The 17,295-nt window shown below is 35.9% G+C and carries 13 protein-coding genes and 1 pseudogene; all 14 read left to right on the forward strand.

Annotated features, from left to right (window positions below):
• Nucleotides 1-228 precede the first annotated feature (228 nt).
• The 14 genes and pseudogenes from DWZ93_RS09450 to DWZ93_RS09515 all read left to right on the forward strand — a co-directional run bounded on the left by DWZ93_RS09450 (nucleotide 229) and on the right by DWZ93_RS09515 (nucleotide 17,162).
• A complete protein-coding gene (locus tag DWZ93_RS09450; RefSeq protein ID WP_118452728.1) occupies nucleotides 229-1,353 on the forward strand; it encodes a dsDNA nuclease domain-containing protein in 1,125 nt (374 codons plus the stop codon).
• On the forward strand, nucleotides 1,353-3,041 hold the full coding sequence (locus DWZ93_RS09455; protein ID WP_118452729.1) for a hypothetical protein: 1,689 nt from the start codon (nucleotides 1,353-1,355) through the stop codon (nucleotides 3,039-3,041). Before DWZ93_RS09450 ends, DWZ93_RS09455 begins: the two co-directional genes overlap by 1 nt.
• A gap of 140 nt (nucleotides 3,042-3,181) precedes the next feature.
• Nucleotides 3,182-4,009, forward strand: coding sequence for a ParA family protein (locus DWZ93_RS09460; protein ID WP_118452730.1), 828 nt, complete (start codon nucleotides 3,182-3,184; stop codon nucleotides 4,007-4,009).
• On the forward strand, nucleotides 3,987-4,889 hold the full coding sequence (locus DWZ93_RS09465) for a ParB/RepB/Spo0J family partition protein (protein WP_330421759.1): 903 nt from the start codon (nucleotides 3,987-3,989) through the stop codon (nucleotides 4,887-4,889). The genes DWZ93_RS09460 and DWZ93_RS09465 overlap by 23 nt, the downstream gene beginning before the upstream one ends.
• A gap of 266 nt (nucleotides 4,890-5,155) precedes the next feature.
• The gene (locus DWZ93_RS09470) at nucleotides 5,156-8,224 is read left to right on the forward strand and encodes a VaFE repeat-containing surface-anchored protein (protein WP_118452732.1); all 3,069 of its coding nucleotides are present in this window, start codon (nucleotides 5,156-5,158) and stop codon (nucleotides 8,222-8,224) included.
• 37 nt (nucleotides 8,225-8,261) lie between these two features.
• A complete protein-coding gene (locus DWZ93_RS09475; protein WP_199665924.1) occupies nucleotides 8,262-8,510 on the forward strand; it encodes a hypothetical protein in 249 nt (82 codons plus the stop codon).
• Nucleotides 8,511-8,608: 98 nt separating this feature from the next.
• Nucleotides 8,609-9,082 (forward strand): JAB domain-containing protein, encoded by a 474-nt coding sequence (locus DWZ93_RS09480; RefSeq protein ID WP_118452734.1) that lies wholly within the window; start codon nucleotides 8,609-8,611, stop codon nucleotides 9,080-9,082.
• Nucleotides 9,083-9,315: 233 nt separating this feature from the next.
• Nucleotides 9,316-10,671 (forward strand): AAA family ATPase, encoded by a 1,356-nt coding sequence (locus tag DWZ93_RS09485; RefSeq protein WP_118452735.1) that lies wholly within the window; start codon nucleotides 9,316-9,318, stop codon nucleotides 10,669-10,671.
• Between the two features lie 2 nt (nucleotides 10,672-10,673).
• Nucleotides 10,674-11,375, forward strand: a complete 702-nt coding sequence (locus DWZ93_RS09490) for an RloB family protein (protein ID WP_024852958.1) — start codon at nucleotides 10,674-10,676, stop codon at nucleotides 11,373-11,375.
• 36 nt (nucleotides 11,376-11,411) lie between these two features.
• Nucleotides 11,412-13,052 carry a P-loop NTPase fold protein gene (locus DWZ93_RS09495; RefSeq protein ID WP_118452736.1) on the forward strand — a complete coding sequence of 547 codons (1,641 nt, stop codon included), beginning with the start codon at nucleotides 11,412-11,414 and terminating at the stop codon, nucleotides 13,050-13,052.
• A 265-nt stretch (nucleotides 13,053-13,317) separates the two neighbouring features.
• Nucleotides 13,318-13,770, forward strand: a complete 453-nt coding sequence (locus tag DWZ93_RS09500; protein ID WP_330421756.1) for a toprim domain-containing protein — start codon at nucleotides 13,318-13,320, stop codon at nucleotides 13,768-13,770.
• A gap of 15 nt (nucleotides 13,771-13,785) precedes the next feature.
• On the forward strand, nucleotides 13,786-14,055 hold the full coding sequence (locus tag DWZ93_RS09505; protein ID WP_118384194.1) for a hypothetical protein: 270 nt from the start codon (nucleotides 13,786-13,788) through the stop codon (nucleotides 14,053-14,055).
• Nucleotides 14,043-14,921 (forward strand): annotated as a pseudogene (locus DWZ93_RS09510) (lysozyme family protein); the annotation flags it as partial. The gene DWZ93_RS09505 and the pseudogene DWZ93_RS09510, both read left to right, overlap by 13 nt.
• A gap of 129 nt (nucleotides 14,922-15,050) precedes the next feature.
• Nucleotides 15,051-17,162: a penicillin-binding transpeptidase domain-containing protein gene (locus DWZ93_RS09515; protein WP_055171570.1), complete on the forward strand. Its 2,112-nt coding sequence runs from the start codon at nucleotides 15,051-15,053 to the stop codon at nucleotides 17,160-17,162.
• Nucleotides 17,163-17,295: the final 133 nt, after the last annotated feature.

The raw sequence follows: 17,295 nt of genomic DNA on the forward strand, positions 1-17,295 counted from the left end.
GTGTGAAACTTCGCCTCATTCTTCTGAAATAAGTAGGCGGAGATTGCCTGTTTTATTTTGTTGGGGAGTAGTGTAACTTCCTAATTTGCGGTGTGTGGTAGTGTGAGAACTCTCAACTTTTTGTAAGTCTACAGTGGTATGTAATAAATTCGTTGGATTCATGGAAAATGAGTAGTATATATGATAAGATAAAAATATAAAACATATATAATTGTAGGAGTGAAACATATGAAAAATGGAAAAGATAGTCAGAAAAAACCTACAAATAACACTGCTCTGATAAAAAATGATATTACAGTAGATACCGGTTCAGGAAGCATGTCCTATAATCGCCTTGAAATGCAAGTAAGTCAGACACTTCATATGGCAATTGAGTTTTTTGATAATTTAGATTACCTTTTAGTTTTGGATTATTATGATGATATAACATTGTTTGAGAACGAAAGTAATCCTGAAATAGTAAGTTATTATCAAATGAAAACGAATGAAGAATCCATTAGTATCAGTACGGCAATTAGAGAGGATTGGCTGACAAAATTATATGCACAATTGGAGAGACCGGAATGGATTGTAAAAGAATTGGGATTGATCACAAATTGTCCATTAAAAGTATCGGTCTCAATGAAAGGAGAAAATGGAAAAAACAAGAGAGAGACAAAATCATATACAGCAGAAAAAACGGCTTTTAATCAATTTAATCCGATTACAATAGAAGAAATAAAAAAAGATATTGCAAATAAAAAGGGAATTAGGAAAGAAGATATAGATTTATCGAAGTTTGTTCATATGAGAACAATTTTATCTATACCTAGCCATAAAGAAATCGTTGAACAAGAAATGGGAACTTTTTTACATAAGAAATATCCTAAAATTACAATGGATTCTGTGAAAACGATATTTAATACAATGATAGATCTTTTAACTAGAAGACAACAATACGAGTTGTTGCCTGAACAAGCTGAATATAATGATGTACGATGTAAAAAAGGAATTTCTAAAAATGATTTTGCGAGAGTAATTGATGAAGCAATGATTATTTCTATTCCACCGTTTGATGAAGTACAGCAGATAGTAGGATTAAACGATGAGGAAAAATATAAGGCATCATACGAATATACTAGAATTATGACTGATTCACAAGGAAGGTCAGAATCATTTAAAAGTATTTTTCTAAAAGTTCGTACATTAGTTGAAGAAAATGAAATAGAGTCAGGAATGACTGCTTGGGAATATACAGGAGAGATATGTGATAAATTGTATATAGAAAATCCAAAAGTTAAAATTATCTACAATCAATTTTATATAAGAATATTAATTATATGTATTGTGATAAATGAAATGAGGAAATTGTAATGAATGAGATGTATTTTAAAAGCATATTAATAGCCGACATAAAAGAAAAAACGGCACGTTTTCAAAAGTTTAAAAAGGGATTTAATGTAATAACTAGCCAAGAAAATCATGTTGGCAAGTCTTCGATGCTGAAATCCCTTTATTATGCAATGGGAGCAGAAATTGATTATGACAATATATGGGATAAAAATACGAAAGTTTATATTGTAAATATATGTATAAACGAAAAAAATTATACAATAGCGAGATTTCAAAAGGGGTATGCATTATTTGAAGAAAATAATTTGATATTGTTAACTAAAAGTGCTTCGTATGAACTGCCTAAGAAATATGAAGAATTGTTTTCTTTTGCGGTTTATTTACCGAATAAAGAAACTAAGAAAATAGAGTTAGCACCTCCGGTATTTACTTTTTTGCCGTATTATATAGATCAAGATAAGGGATGGAGTGGATTGTATGATAGCTTTTCAAATCTTAATCAATATAAGAAGAACGATCGTATAAAATCATTATATTATCACTTGAATATATATAATCGCGAAACAATAGAATTGATGGCAAAAAGAGATAGAATAAAAGAAAAAAAGGAGGAACTTAAAGAAAAAGAAGAAAAAATCCGAATTACATTACAAGCTTTGTTAGAAGAAACACAAAATTTGTTACCGGCAGATAATCTTGATGAATTGGAAAGAAATTTGCAAATTCCAAAAGAAAATATTTCTATATTGGTATTAGAACTTGGAAATTTGCGTAATAAAATACAAACATTGGAAACAACAATGGCACAACATGAACATCAACTGGAAATCATACAGGAATATAAAAAAATTAAAATTAATACAGAAATAGAAAATAAACAAATGATATTACATACATGTCCTAAATGTGGATATATGTTTGATGAAGAAATATATGATATTGTTCGCTCGAATTATAATGTGCATAATGAAACATATATGTGCCAGCAAATCCAGTTAATTATTAATTCTATATCCTCAGAACTGGAGAAATATAAAGAAAAATACGTTAAATCTATGGCTGAATTAGAAAAGCAAGAAAAGATATATGATGAATCACAGGATTCGTATGAAGTATATATTAGGCAAAGAGGACTGAAGGATTCTGTAAATCATTTTAATGAACAATTGGGTGATAATGTATATCAACAGAAACAATGCGAAAAGCAAGTTAAGGAAATTGATAAGAAATTGAGAAAACTTCCTAACAAAAAAGAAATAGAAGAAAAATATATAGAAGAAGTAAGACTAGATATTATTAAATTAGATGCATGGAATGCGGCATATGATGGAAAAATAAAATTACTTAATCCAATTAAAGCACAAGGAACACTTGAAAATAAAATTATTTTGGCTCAAGTTGCAGGACTATTCCAAACAATGGATGCTTTAAATAGTAGTACAATAAGATTTCCGTTTGTAGTAGATTCGCCAAGAGCAAAAGAAGCAAGTCATACGAGTAGTAAAGAAATATTGAAATTGATATTTGAAATGAATATGCTTCCACAAGTTATTTTGGCTACAATGGATTATAATGATTTTGAAGAAGATATGAAATGTTCTGCAAAAGTTACTGTATTAACAGAAAAGAAGAAATTGTTAAATAACAAAACGTATGAAACACATAAAAAATATATAGAGGAAATTTTTGCACTTTTAAAAGATATTTAGTTTATATAAAAATTTCAAATAATGAAAAACCGATTGATTCAAATTACGAGTCAGTCGGCTTTTTTCATGCTCATTTTTATACATAGCCAGTCCCGCAAAACGGATTGGCTATTAAATTTTTCGAGGAAGGAGGAAACTATATGACCAAGTGTAAAGTAATCGCCCTTGCAAATCAGAAGGGAGGAACAGCCAAGACCACAACAACATTGAATTTGGGAATCGGTCTTGCACATCAGGGGCGGAAAGTATTATTGGTTGATGCTGATCCACAGGGAGACTTAACAACCGCTTTAGGGTGGACTGATGCAGATAATTTTCCAATTACGTTGGATACACAAATGAAGAAAATACTACAAGATGAACCGTTTGTGTACAATGAAGGCATTTTACACCATGAAGAAGGAGTAGACATTATTCCGACCAACATCGAGTTATCGGGCATGGAAATATCACTGGTAAATGCCATGAGCAGAGAGCAGACACTAAAGCTGTATCTGACAGATTTGAAAAAGGATTATGAGTATATCCTGATTGATTGTATACCTAGTCTTGGTATGTTGACCATCAATGCATTAGCTGCCGCAGACAGTGTAATCGTTCCGGTGCAGGCTCATTATCTTCCGGCAAAAGGTATGACACAGCTCATGAAAACAATCGGTAAGGTACAGAGACAGCTAAATCCTAATCTGAAGATTGATGGAGTATTGCTGACGCTTGCAGATATGCGGACGAATCTTGCAAGGGAAACAGAAAATAGCCTTAGAGAGAATTATGGAAGGTATATTCGGATATTTAAAACGGTTATTCCAGTGGCTATCACAGCAGCAGAAAGCAGTGCAGCAGGACAGAGCATTTATAAGTATGACAAAAAAGGAACTGTTGCAAAGGCGTATGCAGAATTTACGAGGGAGGTGATTCAGTGTGGCGAAAAGCAGAGAAATAAACATGAATCTTCCCTCAGCCGATGACCTTTTTACCACACAGGAAGAAAGAGACCAGAAGAATCAGGAATATGTAAAAAATATTTCTCTTTTTGATATTACTGATTTTCCGAATCACCCATTTAAGGTAAGAATGGACGCTAAGATGGTGGAAACTATCGAGAGTGTTCGAGAACATGGTGTATTGCTTCCAGCACTTGTCAGAGAGAAGCCAACAGGTGGGTATGAAATGATTTCCGGACACCGTAGAAAAATGGCGAGTGAACTGGCAGGATTTGAGAATATGCCTTGTATAGTAAGGAATCTCAGTGATGATGAAGCAGTTATTGTCATGGTTGACAGCAATCTTCAAAGAGAAGAAATCTTACCATCAGAGAAAGCATTTGCTTATAAAATGAAATTAGAAGCAATGAATAGACAAGGCAAGAGAACAGATTTAACTTCGACACCACTGGTGTCAAAGTTTCGGACAAATGAAATTTTGGCACAAGAAGCAGGAGAAAGTCGAGAAACAATCCGCCGATATATCCGCCTTACAGAACTTATCCCGGAAATCCTTGAAATGGTTGATGAAAAGAAAATTGCCATGCGTCCGGCGGTAGAGCTGTCTTATTTGCCGAAAGAGGAACAGGAGATATTGTACGACACCATGGAGTCGGAGGCTTGTACCCCAAGTCATGCACAGGCAATCAAAATCCGAAAATTCTCAGCAGAAGGCAGATTGAATGAAGATGTGTTACTGTCGATTATGGCAGAAGAAAAGCCAAATCAGGTAGAACAGTGGAAAATTCCGAAGAACATACTGAAAAAATATTTCCCATCGGGAACTTCACAGCAGAAAATGGAAGAAACCATTGTCAAAGCACTGGAATTATACCGAAGACAGGAAAAAAGCAGGGAACGCTAGACATTTTGACACCAGGGGAGAAGTCTATCCGTTGGCGGTCAATGAGAAATCAGCTTTTTCCTGTTTTCCCCTCCCCACACCCTACCCCTTTGGTTTACCAGCAGATTACCAGCCGAAAAGACAATAAGGAGCCGGGAACTTCTTCTCTTTCGGCAGGTCGGAGATTCCAATACCCTGCATGACAACAGGGAGCAAACAGCATAAAGCAACAGCAGGCGTTCCAGACGGACGTCTTTTTTTGATTGAAAAGAAAGGAATTGTAGAAAATGAAGAAGATATGGAAACGAGTGTGTACAGGGATTCTTGCCCTGACCACGATTTTAACTGCATTACCGATCACATCGGTTCAAGCAGCGGAAACACAGTATTGGACAGAATCCGCAGAGAGAGTTGGACATGTAGAACATTTGATGAATGACGGAACAATTAAAAGCACTTTCAACGAAGGACACATGCGAGTAGAGGGTGAAACTGCCTATTGTGTAGATATTAACACCGGATTCAAAAATGGATATAAGACCAGGCATGATGCAAGTGCCAGTATGAGTGCGGATCAGATTGAAGATGTGGCATTATCGCTTGAGTATATGAAACAGTATGCAGTCAGTCACAGTAACCTGAGTGCAAATCAGGCATATCTCTTAGAACAGTGCCTTGTGTGGCAGTGTTTAAGTGAGCATTTAGGCTGGCAGTGCGATAATGTCCGGGCAGTCTATTCCGAGATTTCACAGGATATTCAGAATGAGGTGTATGCAGGAGCAAAATCATTTGTGAAGGCAAATAAGGGACGATATAAATGTGGCGGTTACATTTACACCGGAGAAGGACAGGATATCGGACAGTTTTGGGCAGAACTGAATGTCGGAAATGCAAAAGTAAAGAAGACAACCGCCAATGAGATTGTCACAAATGGAAATGCGATGTATTCCATTGCAGGGGCAACTTTTGGTATATTCTCAGATCAGAATTGCAGTAATCAGATTGGAACACTTACCACAAATGAAAATGGCGATACGAACGAGGTGGAAGTAACTGCCGGGACTGTTTATATCAAAGAGCTTTCTGCACCGAAGGGATATAAGCTGGATACGACAGTACGCAGTCTGAAAGTTGAAGCCGGAAAAACAGCCGTATTAAATGTTTCAGATGTTCCGAAAGTGACAGAAACATTGGTAGACCTGTTCAAGATTGATATGGAGATAGGAAAAGCAACTGCACAGGGAAATGCAGCACTGGCAGGAGCAGAGTTTACCTGGCATTATTATGACGGACTTTATACAAAAGACAACTTACCGGAGAAAGCAACACGTACCTGGGTTACAAAGACGGTAGCAGAAAAAGACAGTGACGGAACCATTCATTATGTGACAAAACTGGCAGATGCCTACAAAGTATCCGGAGATGCATTTTACACTCAGAATGAAAAAAGCGTATTACCACTTGGAACACTGGCTGTTGAAGAAACAAAAGCACCAAACGGATATTTACTGGACGGAGCTTATATGCAGGCAGGAGACAGTACAGAACAGATAAAAGGAATGTATCTGACACAGATCACAGAGGACGGAGAACTTGCAGTTCTTTCCGGAAGCAATCAGTATTCCGTATCTGATCAGGTAATCCGAGGTGGTGTGAAGATTCAGAAACGTGATTTGGAGACAAAAGAAACCAAAGCACAAGGAAGTGCCACATTAAAAGATACTGCATTTGCGATTATTTCTTTGAACGAAAATTCAGTTCTGGTAGAAGGAAAGCTATACAAAAAGAACGAGACAGTTAAGACGATTCAGACAGGGATTGACGGAATTGCAACAACGACGGCAGATTTACTTCCGTATGGTAAATACAAACTGGAAGAAACCAAAGCACCAGAAGGTTATCTGACTGCCGGGACAAAACCGATTGAATTTTCCGTTACAGAAAATGGAAAAATCGAGGATTTAACCGATGAAAGCCATTCCATTTACAACCAGATTAAACGTGGAGATCTGGAAGGAGTCAAGATTGGAGTAGGCACACATAAGAGACTGGCTAATGTACCATTCAAAATTACTAGCAAGACAACCGGTGAGAGCCATATCGTAGTGACAGATAAAAATGGTCAGTTTTCAACCGTTTCCGATTGGGCGTCTCATAAGAAAAATACAAATGTCGGGAAAACAAGTGAGGACGGTATCTGGTTTGGAACTTCTGAGCCGGATGACAGTAAAGGTGCATTACTTTATGACACTTATGAGATTGAGGAGTTAGCTTGTGAATCCAACAAAGGTATGAAATTGATTCCAGCATTTGAAGTTGTTGTCAGCAGAAATAAAGTAACAATCGACCTTGGAACACTGACCGATGAGTATGAAAAAGAGATTACCATTCATACCACAGCAACGGATAAAGAAACGGGCGAAAAAATAATTGTTGCAGGAAAGAAAGTAACGATTGTAGATACGGTTACGCTGGACGGTCTGGAAGAAGGAAGAAAATATCAGTTAAAAGGCTGGCAGATGCTGAAAGAGGAAAATGCAGAACTGCTCATTGATGGAAAGCGTGTGGAGAGTGATTATACCTTTGTTGCTGACAATGAAAAAATGAAAGTAGAAATTTCTTATATGTTTGATGCATCAGAACTTGGCGGACAGAATCTGGTTACATTTGAAGAATTATACGATCTGAAGAATCCGGAAGAACCTGTAAAAGTTGCAGAGCATAAGGACATTGATGATGAAGGTCAGACAGTCCTGATTACCGAGCGAAAGATTTTGATTCATACCACAGCAACTGATAAGAATGGTAAGAAAGAAATCGAAGCCGGAAAAGATCTGACAATTGTGGATACGGTTACTTTAGAAGGTCTGGAAATCGGTACGAACTACAAGTTGTCCGGTTGGCAGATGATTAAGGAAGAAAATGCAAAGCTGCTCATTGATGGCAAAGAAGTTACCAATGATTATGAATTTACAGCGGACAAGGAAAACATGGAAGTGCAGATTGAGTTTACTTTCGATGGCAGCACTCTTGGAGGAAAGCAGCTTGTAACCTTTGAAGAACTGTATGATATGACAAATCCGGAAGAACCGAAAAAGGTAACAGAGCATAAGGACATCAACGATGAAGGTCAGACTGTAACTATCAAAGAAGTACCGGAAACACCAACCCCAGAGACACCGGGTACTACTACAAAGACCAGTAACCCTCCGAAAACAGGAGATACGGAAAATGTAGCTTTATGGATAGCCATTCTGGTATTATCGGCAGCCGGAATCACCGGAGTTCGTATCTGGAATAAAAAGAAGCAGGTTAAGCGATTAGGAATTGAAGAAAAGAAAGAAGAGGAGGAGTAAAACAAAGGGCAGCGATAAACTGCCCTTTGATGATGAAATGGGAAAAAATCAGAAAGCAGTAAAAGTATTACAGCGTTTATTTGATGCTGGGTATGGAACGGAAAAAGAGATTGTCAATATGACGATGGATGAGATGCTTGCTTTGCCAGGAGTGAATGTAGCAGATCTGTGTATTATCAGTGAGTTACAGAAAAGCATTAAGACAAACAAAGTGATAAGCTATTTGTCAAAGAAAACAGAAGCAAGGGAAGAAACGAAAGGAGCAGATTATGGTGGAACAACCTAAATATTTGGAAATGACATTATCACAATTGAAATCATATGTGGAATCTTCAGAGAGTAAGGTTCTTCTGGTTGTAGAATTTCCAAAAGGAGATCAGAACAATGGAGAATGAATTGAAAGTTGTGAATATCCGTTTGGTAAAAGAACCATCTCTTTATAGTGAGCAGACATTGGACAGTCCACAGGCTGTTGTAGAATTAATGGCGAAGGAGCTATCCCAATATGACAGAGAGGTATTTTGCATCTTGAATATAAAAAATAATGGACAGGTAATCAATATGAATCTGGTCAGTGTTGGAACAATCAATGTCTCGCTGGTAATTCCGAGGGAAGTCTTTAAGAGCAGTATTCTGGCAAATGCTTCTGCAATCATTGGACTTCATAATCATCCCAGTGGTAATGTGAAACCGTCAAAAGAGGATATGATCGTTACGAGGAAGCTGCAGAAGTGCGGACAGCTACTGGGGATAGAATTTCTGGATCATATCATTGTCGGCGGAACTAATGGAAAGATGCTCAGTTTCCGAGAAGAAAAGATGTTGAATGTGACAGGAAGGATGGATTGGGAAAGATAGAAGAAAAAAGAATTAGAAGTTTTTATTTATTGTAATATTTCATGTAGCGGCATTAGTAAAATAGTGTCGCTACAAAAAGCTGACTTATACATTGATATTATATGCATAACTCAAAATAAAATTGTTAAAAATAAAAATAGAAGGCAATATATAACGAAAGATTCTCTAAATAAGAAAATTTACATTGACTGAGAGAAGAGTAAAACATATAATAAAGGTGGAGGTGTATAAGAATGTTAGTAAAAGTAAGTGTTGAAAATTTTAAATCTTTTGATAAAGCAGCAGAGCTGACAATGATTTCCTCAAATAAAATACGAACAAATGCAAATCACAGGTTAAAGATAAAAAGCACCCAGTTATTAAAATATGCAGTAGTTTATGGAGCAAATGCATCTGGAAAGACCAATTTGGCATTGTTCTTTAAATTTTTTAAAGATAGTGTCTGCAATGGTATTCCGATAGAAGCTACACAGATGTTTTGTAAGAATCGGCAGGAGAATAAGGAACGAGAAAGTAGTTTTGAAATTCAGATTACTGTAGGTGACAAATTTTACGCCTATGGTTTTTCCGCAGTTTTAAGCAGACGAAAAGTAACCAGAGAATGGTTATATGAATTATATCAGAATGGTTCAGCAAAATGTCTCTTTGAACGAGAAGGAAGTAAACGTCCGGTGTTAAATGATGGTATTACGCTGACAAACACAGAAAAAAATAAATTTGAAACCTATGCAGATGATTTTGAAGGAAATGAAACATCTTTGTTCCTGACAGAAATGAATCGTGGAAAAAAATATAGCACACGATCTAAATTATTGTTCTTCCGGGATGTATATGATTGGATTCAGAATCATATTTCGATTATCACACCGGATACGCCATTGATTGATTTGGAATATTATTATGATGATAATTCGCTGAAGCTGATTAACAAATTGATTAAAACATTTGATACGGGTATCAGCCAGGTAAAAATTGAAGAAATTACATTGGATGAGTTATCAAATGCATTGCCGAAATCAGTATTTGATAAGATGATACAGCATGTAAAAAATAGGATGGAAGAGCAGGAAGAACCATCATTCAGAATGACGATGAGGTCGAAGGAAACTTTCTTTAATATCGAAGTTGAAGGACATTCTGAACCGAAGGTTACAACAATCCGGTTGCATCATAATAAGTCATTTTATGAGTTCGGTTTTGATGAAGAGTCTGATGGAACAAGAAGATTATTCGATTTGATGGATATGCTGTTGAATAAACGAGAAGATGTTCTTTATGTTGTGGATGAATTGGAGAGAAGCTTACATCCGAAATTGACAGAACGATTTTTGCAATTGTTTATGCAGCTACATGATGAGCAGCGTATGCAGCTATTGTTCACTACACATGAATCATCTATTATGGATCAGGCTATTTTTAGAAGGGATGAAATCTGGTTTGTAGAACGTAACGCAGAAAATGCAAGCTCTATTTATTCCTTAGATCGTTTCAAGGAGAGATACGATAAAGTGTTGAGCAAGGCATATCTGGAAGGCAGGTATGGTGCGATACCAGTATTTTCAACATTTGACTTTAGAGAGGAGGAGTAGCCTTGGCTCCAGTAAGAAGTTATACGAATTGGAATAGTAGAACTACAGATGAAGAAGAACAGATTGAGCCTTATCGTAAGTACTTTTTCATATGTGAGGGTGCAAATACTGAAACATGGTATTTCAAAAAGTTAATTGATATCCGAAAAGAGTTAAATATTCATCCATTGATCGATATCCGGTTACTTGAAAAAACAGAGGGAGACAGGGACATTTCATTTCCAAGACGTTTGATTGAGTTTGCAGAAAATCAGAAAGAAAATCCAGAAATAGCGTTTGATAAAGAACGGGATAAGATGATTGTTGTATTTGATGGAGACATTTTTGAAGAGAAGGTACTTGATTATGATGAATTGGTAGCTGAAGGTGAAAAGAAGAATATATTAGCGGTTAGTAATCCGGCATTTGAATTATTTCTGTTGTTACATTATGAAAATTCATACGAAGATGATATTGAGCCAAATGCTGAACAGATTATCCAGAATGAAAAAGATGGACATCAGACATTTATCTATAAGTTGTTACTTGCCAGAACAGGAATCAATCCGAAGAAAAATGCTGCGATTGGAGAACTGGCGAAAAATATAGAGATTGCTATTGAACAGGAAAAGAAAATCAATGAGGATATTCATCAGTGTAAGGGACAGATTACGTGTAATATAGGTCGGATTATTGATGAGATTCGGAAGGATGATGGAAGATAAGTTGTTAGATGAAAAATAGGGGTGGAAAGATACAGTATGAAAGCAGATAATATAAAAAATATAATCAGTGACATAGATCATCTACCGTATAGAGCAATTTTATTTGATGGAACATGGGGAATTGGAAAATCTTATGCGGTAAATGAGGCATTAGAAGCAAATCCCAATGTTTGTAAAATATCAATGTTTGGTTTGAAAGACACTAGGCAAATATATCATGAAGCTTTATTTCAATTGGCTTTAAAGAATAATATTGGTGGGAAAATAGGTGAAATAGCTAATAATATTTTAGATGGCGCATCAAAAATCTGGGATAAAGTTGGTCAGGCAAAGGAAGCAGTACAAAGTATAGTCAATGAAAGAGAAATGTTTCTATTATTGTCAAAAGAGTTTACTTCTGTTCATATTATTGTAATAGATGACTTGGAAAGAATGAGTGATGACATAAATTTGGAAGATATATTTGGAATTATAGAAGAACTCAAGCAATGTAATTATGTAAAAGTTATTGTGATTGCGAATACAGATGAAATACAATCGGACAAAAAAGTTGTATTTGAAAAGTATAATGAAAAGGTCATTGAAAGAATATATCATATTACAGAACGTGCAGAGAAAGTGACATGGAGTAAAATGAATATCCATGCAGACTTTGTTGAAAAATTCTTGGAAATCCATAAAGTCAAAAATTTACGGACGCTCGAAAAGGCGCAACGTTTTTTTGAAGATGTAAAATTGTTTTGTAATAGTGACATGAGTGAGCAATTTAAAGAAGAATTAAAGTTAATATGCTTTGCTGTTGTTGTGGAGAGTGTAGAAAACTTGTACTATAAAGAAATTGATTCTGATAATACTGATTCTGTAGAAAAAATGACAAATACGATTGGAAATATGCTTCAGCATAGAATTGGCAGATATCTTTATGGAATAAAGTGTAGTACAAATTTGGTAGAAATGATACTGAAATATTATGAGGAAGGGGTACTAAATGTAGAACAATTGGAGGCTGAATACAAGTTATTTCTTAATTTAGGAGATAAGCCTAACTATTATAAGTCAGATGAGGAAATAAGGAGTGTATTACCTATTTTAAGAGAGAAAATGCTTGAAGCAAAGAGTTTGGCAGAATTAAATGAATTTGCAGATGCGTATGTTGTTTGGAGTGATGTTTTAGAGGAAAATAATGAAAGTGTTTTATCAGAATATAGAAATATTTTAGAAGAAATGCTGGAAAAAACTGTCTTAGATGGGAAAGAGGAAATGCTATCGTATTCATATGATTTGTTTCACATGTCATCGGAAAAGACAAAAAGAATATATCAAGAAGAAAATAAAGAAATGATGAAATTTTTAATAGAGACATATGTGGGATATTTGAAAAAAACAACTCATGGGAAAAAGGCTTATGAGTATTCATATAAACTTAGAAATAATTTTGATAGTAGTTATTATCATGATATTATCATATCAGAGATAGACAATTTGTATAATAAAATTTCTTTTCCAGTAGACAATGTGGATGAGGATAGATATCATACGTGTTATAATATTATGTATGTTTTGTATCATTCAGATGCTGAAAAATTCTTGCAGTATTGTGAAAAAATAAAAGAAGATTGTGATAATATGTCAAGACATAGAATAGAAGTTTTGGTCGAAGAAATAGTAAAAAAATAGAAATAAAATCTACATAGCCAGATGGTTCCAACTCAAGGAATCGCCTGGCTATTTTCATGCCCGGATATTATCCCCAATAATATCAATCTAAGGCAGGAAAGGAGATAAAAATTATGCCATATATACCACCATCAGTTGTGCAGGAGGTCAAGCGGATGGACTTGCTCACATACCTGAAAAATTATGAGCCATACGAATTAGTTCACTTTTCCGGTAACACCTACACTACCAGAACACACGATAGTTTGAAAATATCAAATGGGAAATGGATAAGAATTATTCTTTTTCCATTTTTGCAGAGAAATCCAATGATACGGTGCATCTGTTTGAGTCAGCCATTGATTTGTTATCTTATGCGACGTTGCAGAAATTAGACGGGAAAGAGTGGAGGAGAGAACATTTATTGTCACTGGCAGGTGTCTATCAGCCAGCAAAAGAAATTGAAAAAAGTAAAGTCCCTGCAGCGTTGGCCAGGACATTAAAAATGCATCCAGAGGTGAAGACAATCGTTCTGCATTTGGACAATGACCGTATTGGAAGACTTGCCACAAAAGCAATTTCTACAGTACTTCCGAAGCAATATCAGATAAAAGATGTACCACCAAAACAAGGAAAAGATTACAACGATCTGCTCTGCATCAAGTTAAATCTGGCAATTACAAAGAGAGAAAAAAGCAAGAAAAAGATTATGTCTGGTCATGAAAAATATGAGAGATAGAAGGTGAAAAAAGATATGAAAATTGCAAGATATGAGCTGAAGGTTGTGTATAAGAAAGAACTGATTTTGATGATGGAAGACGATGTAGACAGCGAAGATCTGTTGAAGATTTTTCTGGAAACACAGTTGAAAGAGGAAAAAGAACAGAGTGAATTACTTGGAATTATTGCTGAAAAAGTGTCAGAAGAAAGCTGTACGGAGCAGTGTGAAAGTTGTCAAAAGTATTGTCCGGCAAGTGAAGAATGTATGGCAACTGATGAAAATGTACGATGCACGAACTACTAATCCGACAGTATGCAAATCAATATGGCATTGGAGAGTATGTGGAACTGATCAAAGCCATTATGATGCAGGAATCAGGTGGGAGAGGACTTGACCCGATGCAGTGTTCAGAGGGCAGTTTTAATACAAAATATCCCAAACAGCCGAATGGAATCACAGATCCGGAGTATTCGATTTCTTGCGGAGTGCAGGAAATAAAAAGCTGTCTGGAACGTGCAGGAGTAAAAAATCCTCTGGATATGGAAAATATTAAACTGGCATTGCAAAGCTACAATTATGGAAATGGATATCTGGAATGGGCGAAAGCTAGAGGTGGATATACCCTTGCCAATGCAGCAGAATTTTCTGATATGATGGCACAGAGAATGGGGTGGAGCAGTTATGGGGACAAGCAGTATGTACCACATGTGCTTCAGTATTATGCATTTGGAAGAATCCCGACAGGTATCGGCAATCAGGCAATCGTTCAGGTGGCAGCATCGCAGGAAGGAAAAGGCGGAACGACTTATTGGAGATGGTATGGATTTGGAGGCAGGGTAGAGTGGTGTGCCTGCTTTGTGTCCTGGTGTGCAGACCAGAGCGGTTATATTCAGAGTGGAGTCATTCCGAAATTTTCTCTTTGTTCGGACGGTGTGAAGTGGTTTGAAAGCAAAGGTAGGTTCCGTGACGGAAGTTATACCCCGGTGGCAGGAGATATTATTTTCTTTGACTGGGGAAATAATGGGACGATTGACCACGTTGGAATTGTAGAGAGTGTCAGCGGTGGAACCGTCAATACCATAGAAGGCAACAGTGGGGATAAAGTGGCAAGACGGAGTTACCGTATCGGAAGCAGTAATATCTATGGATACGGTGTCCCGGCATATTAAAAGGCAGGAGAAAAAGTGTGATAGTCTAATGGTGAATCTGGAGTATACAATTCCTGAAAATAGACTTGACTTTTAAATATTACAAGCGTAAGATTTAAGAAACAAAAAAATTAGAAGAAAGGAATATCTATGAAAAATAGACGAAAAAAGCAAAATATCCAAAAATCTTACGCTTGTAAGATTTTTGGGCTGATAGTAGCTATAACAGTAATTGCTGTTTCAGGAGGTGTTTTATTAAAAAGGACGATAACGGAATCACCAGAAGACACACTTGTGGAATATATGAACCATATTGAAAAAAAGGAATATGAAGTAATGTATACTATGATAGATTCAGATGAAAAAGTTTATCTGACAAAAGAAGAATACATACAACGAAATTCTAAGATATACGAAGGAATAGAGGTCAGTGACATTAAAATCAGTCATATAGCTGTGAAAGAGAAAAAAGCAGATACAGTTACGCTTTCGTATGAAACATCATGTAATACAATTGCCGGAACAATACAATTTGACAATATGGCGGAACTGAAGAAGACGAAACAGGGATATAAATTAGTATGGCAGGATAGCCTGATTTTTCCAGATTTAGAGAGTGATGATAAAATAAGTGTTACTACATCAAAAGCGGAGAGAGGAGAAATATTAGACCGAGATGGTAAAATGCTTGCAGGAAAAGGAGTAGCAACATCAGTTGGCATTATACCGGGAAAGCTGGAAGACAGGAATGTATCTATTGAAAAAATAGCGGAGTTATTAGAGATAGATGTAGAAACAATAAATAACAAACTCACAGCAAAGTGGGTAAAAGAAGATTCTTTTGTACCAATTGAAACTATTCCGAAAGTAGAAGAAATAGATTTAATGAAAATACAGCCAGAAGAAAAGACACTTGAGGAGCAGGATTGTCAGAATAAACTTTTGGAAATTCCAGGGGTTATGCTATCAGATGTGGAAGTTAGAACCTATGAGTTAGGGGAAGCAGCAGCTCATTTAATTGGTTATGTACAGTCTGTAACAGCAGAAGATTTGGAAAATCATCCAGGGGAAGGATATTCAGCTGAAAGTGTAATCGGAAGATCTGGGGTGGAAAAGTTATACGAAAAGCAATTAAAAGGAAAAGATGGTTGTGATATAAAGATTTTGGATAGTGATGGGGAAGTAAAAGAGGTTCTTGCAAGTATTTTTAAAGAAGATGGTATGGATATAAGATTAACGATAGATTCCGATTTGCAAAAATCATTATACGAGCAGTTTAAAGAAGATCCGGGGTGTTCTGTCGCAATGAATCCTTATACGGGAGAAGTATTGGCTTTGGTAAGTACCCCATCTTATGATAATAATGAATTTATACGGGGCTTATCATCAGAGAAATGGACATCATTAAACGAAGACGAAAAGAAGCCATTATATAATCGTTTTCGTCAAGTATGGTGTCCTGGTTCAACATTTAAACCAGTTGTGGCAGGAATTGGGTTGAAAACGGAAAGCATAGATCCAAAAGAAGATTTTGGAAATGAAGGTTTGGCATGGCAGAAAGATTCGTCTTGGGGATCTTATCAAGTGACAACACTTCATGAATATGAACCGGTTATTATGAAAAATGCAATTATCTATTCTGATAATATTTATTTTGCAAAGGCAGCTCTTAAAATTGGTAGTGAGAATTTTATGAATACTTTAAATGAAATAGGATTTAATCAGGATATGCCGTTTGAGATTGCGATGCAGGAATCAACATATTCCAATACAGATAAAATAGAAACAGAAATACAATTGGCAGATAGTGGTTATGGGCAAGGGCAGATTCTTGTAAATCCATTACATCTGGCAAGTATTTATACTTCATTTTTAAATGAAGGGAATATGATAAAACCGTATTTGAAATACAAAGAAGAAGCATCCGGTGAAACATGGATAGAAAATGCGTTTAGCAAAGAAAATGTAGAAGAAATTATGCAAGGGGTGGAAGGTGTTGTAAATGATCCGGAAGGAACCGGATATGCTGCACATCGTGACGATATTTTGCTGGCTGGAAAAACAGGGACAGCCGAGTTGAAGGCAACGAAAGAAGATACTTCTGGCAAAGAAATCGGGTGGTTTTCGGTGTTTACGGCAGATAAAAGCGTGGACAAACCAATTCTTCTTATCAGTATGGTTGAGAATGTGAAAGGAATCGGTGGAAGTGGTTATGTTGTTAAAAAAGATGCAACAGTATTGGATGAGTATTTTGAAGAATAAAAAAATTTTTATGGGAAATTATTACATATGTAAGATATTTGCGATGATATTGATAGTTCTTATTGTTTTTACAGGGTGCGGACAAAATCGAATTACGGAAAAAGAAGAAAAGAAAGAAACCGTAGAATCTGAA

Origin of the sequence: Dorea sp. AF36-15AT (assembly GCF_003477705.1) — a bacterium.
Lineage (GTDB): Bacteria > Bacillota > Clostridia > Lachnospirales > Lachnospiraceae > Claveliimonas > Claveliimonas ammoniilytica.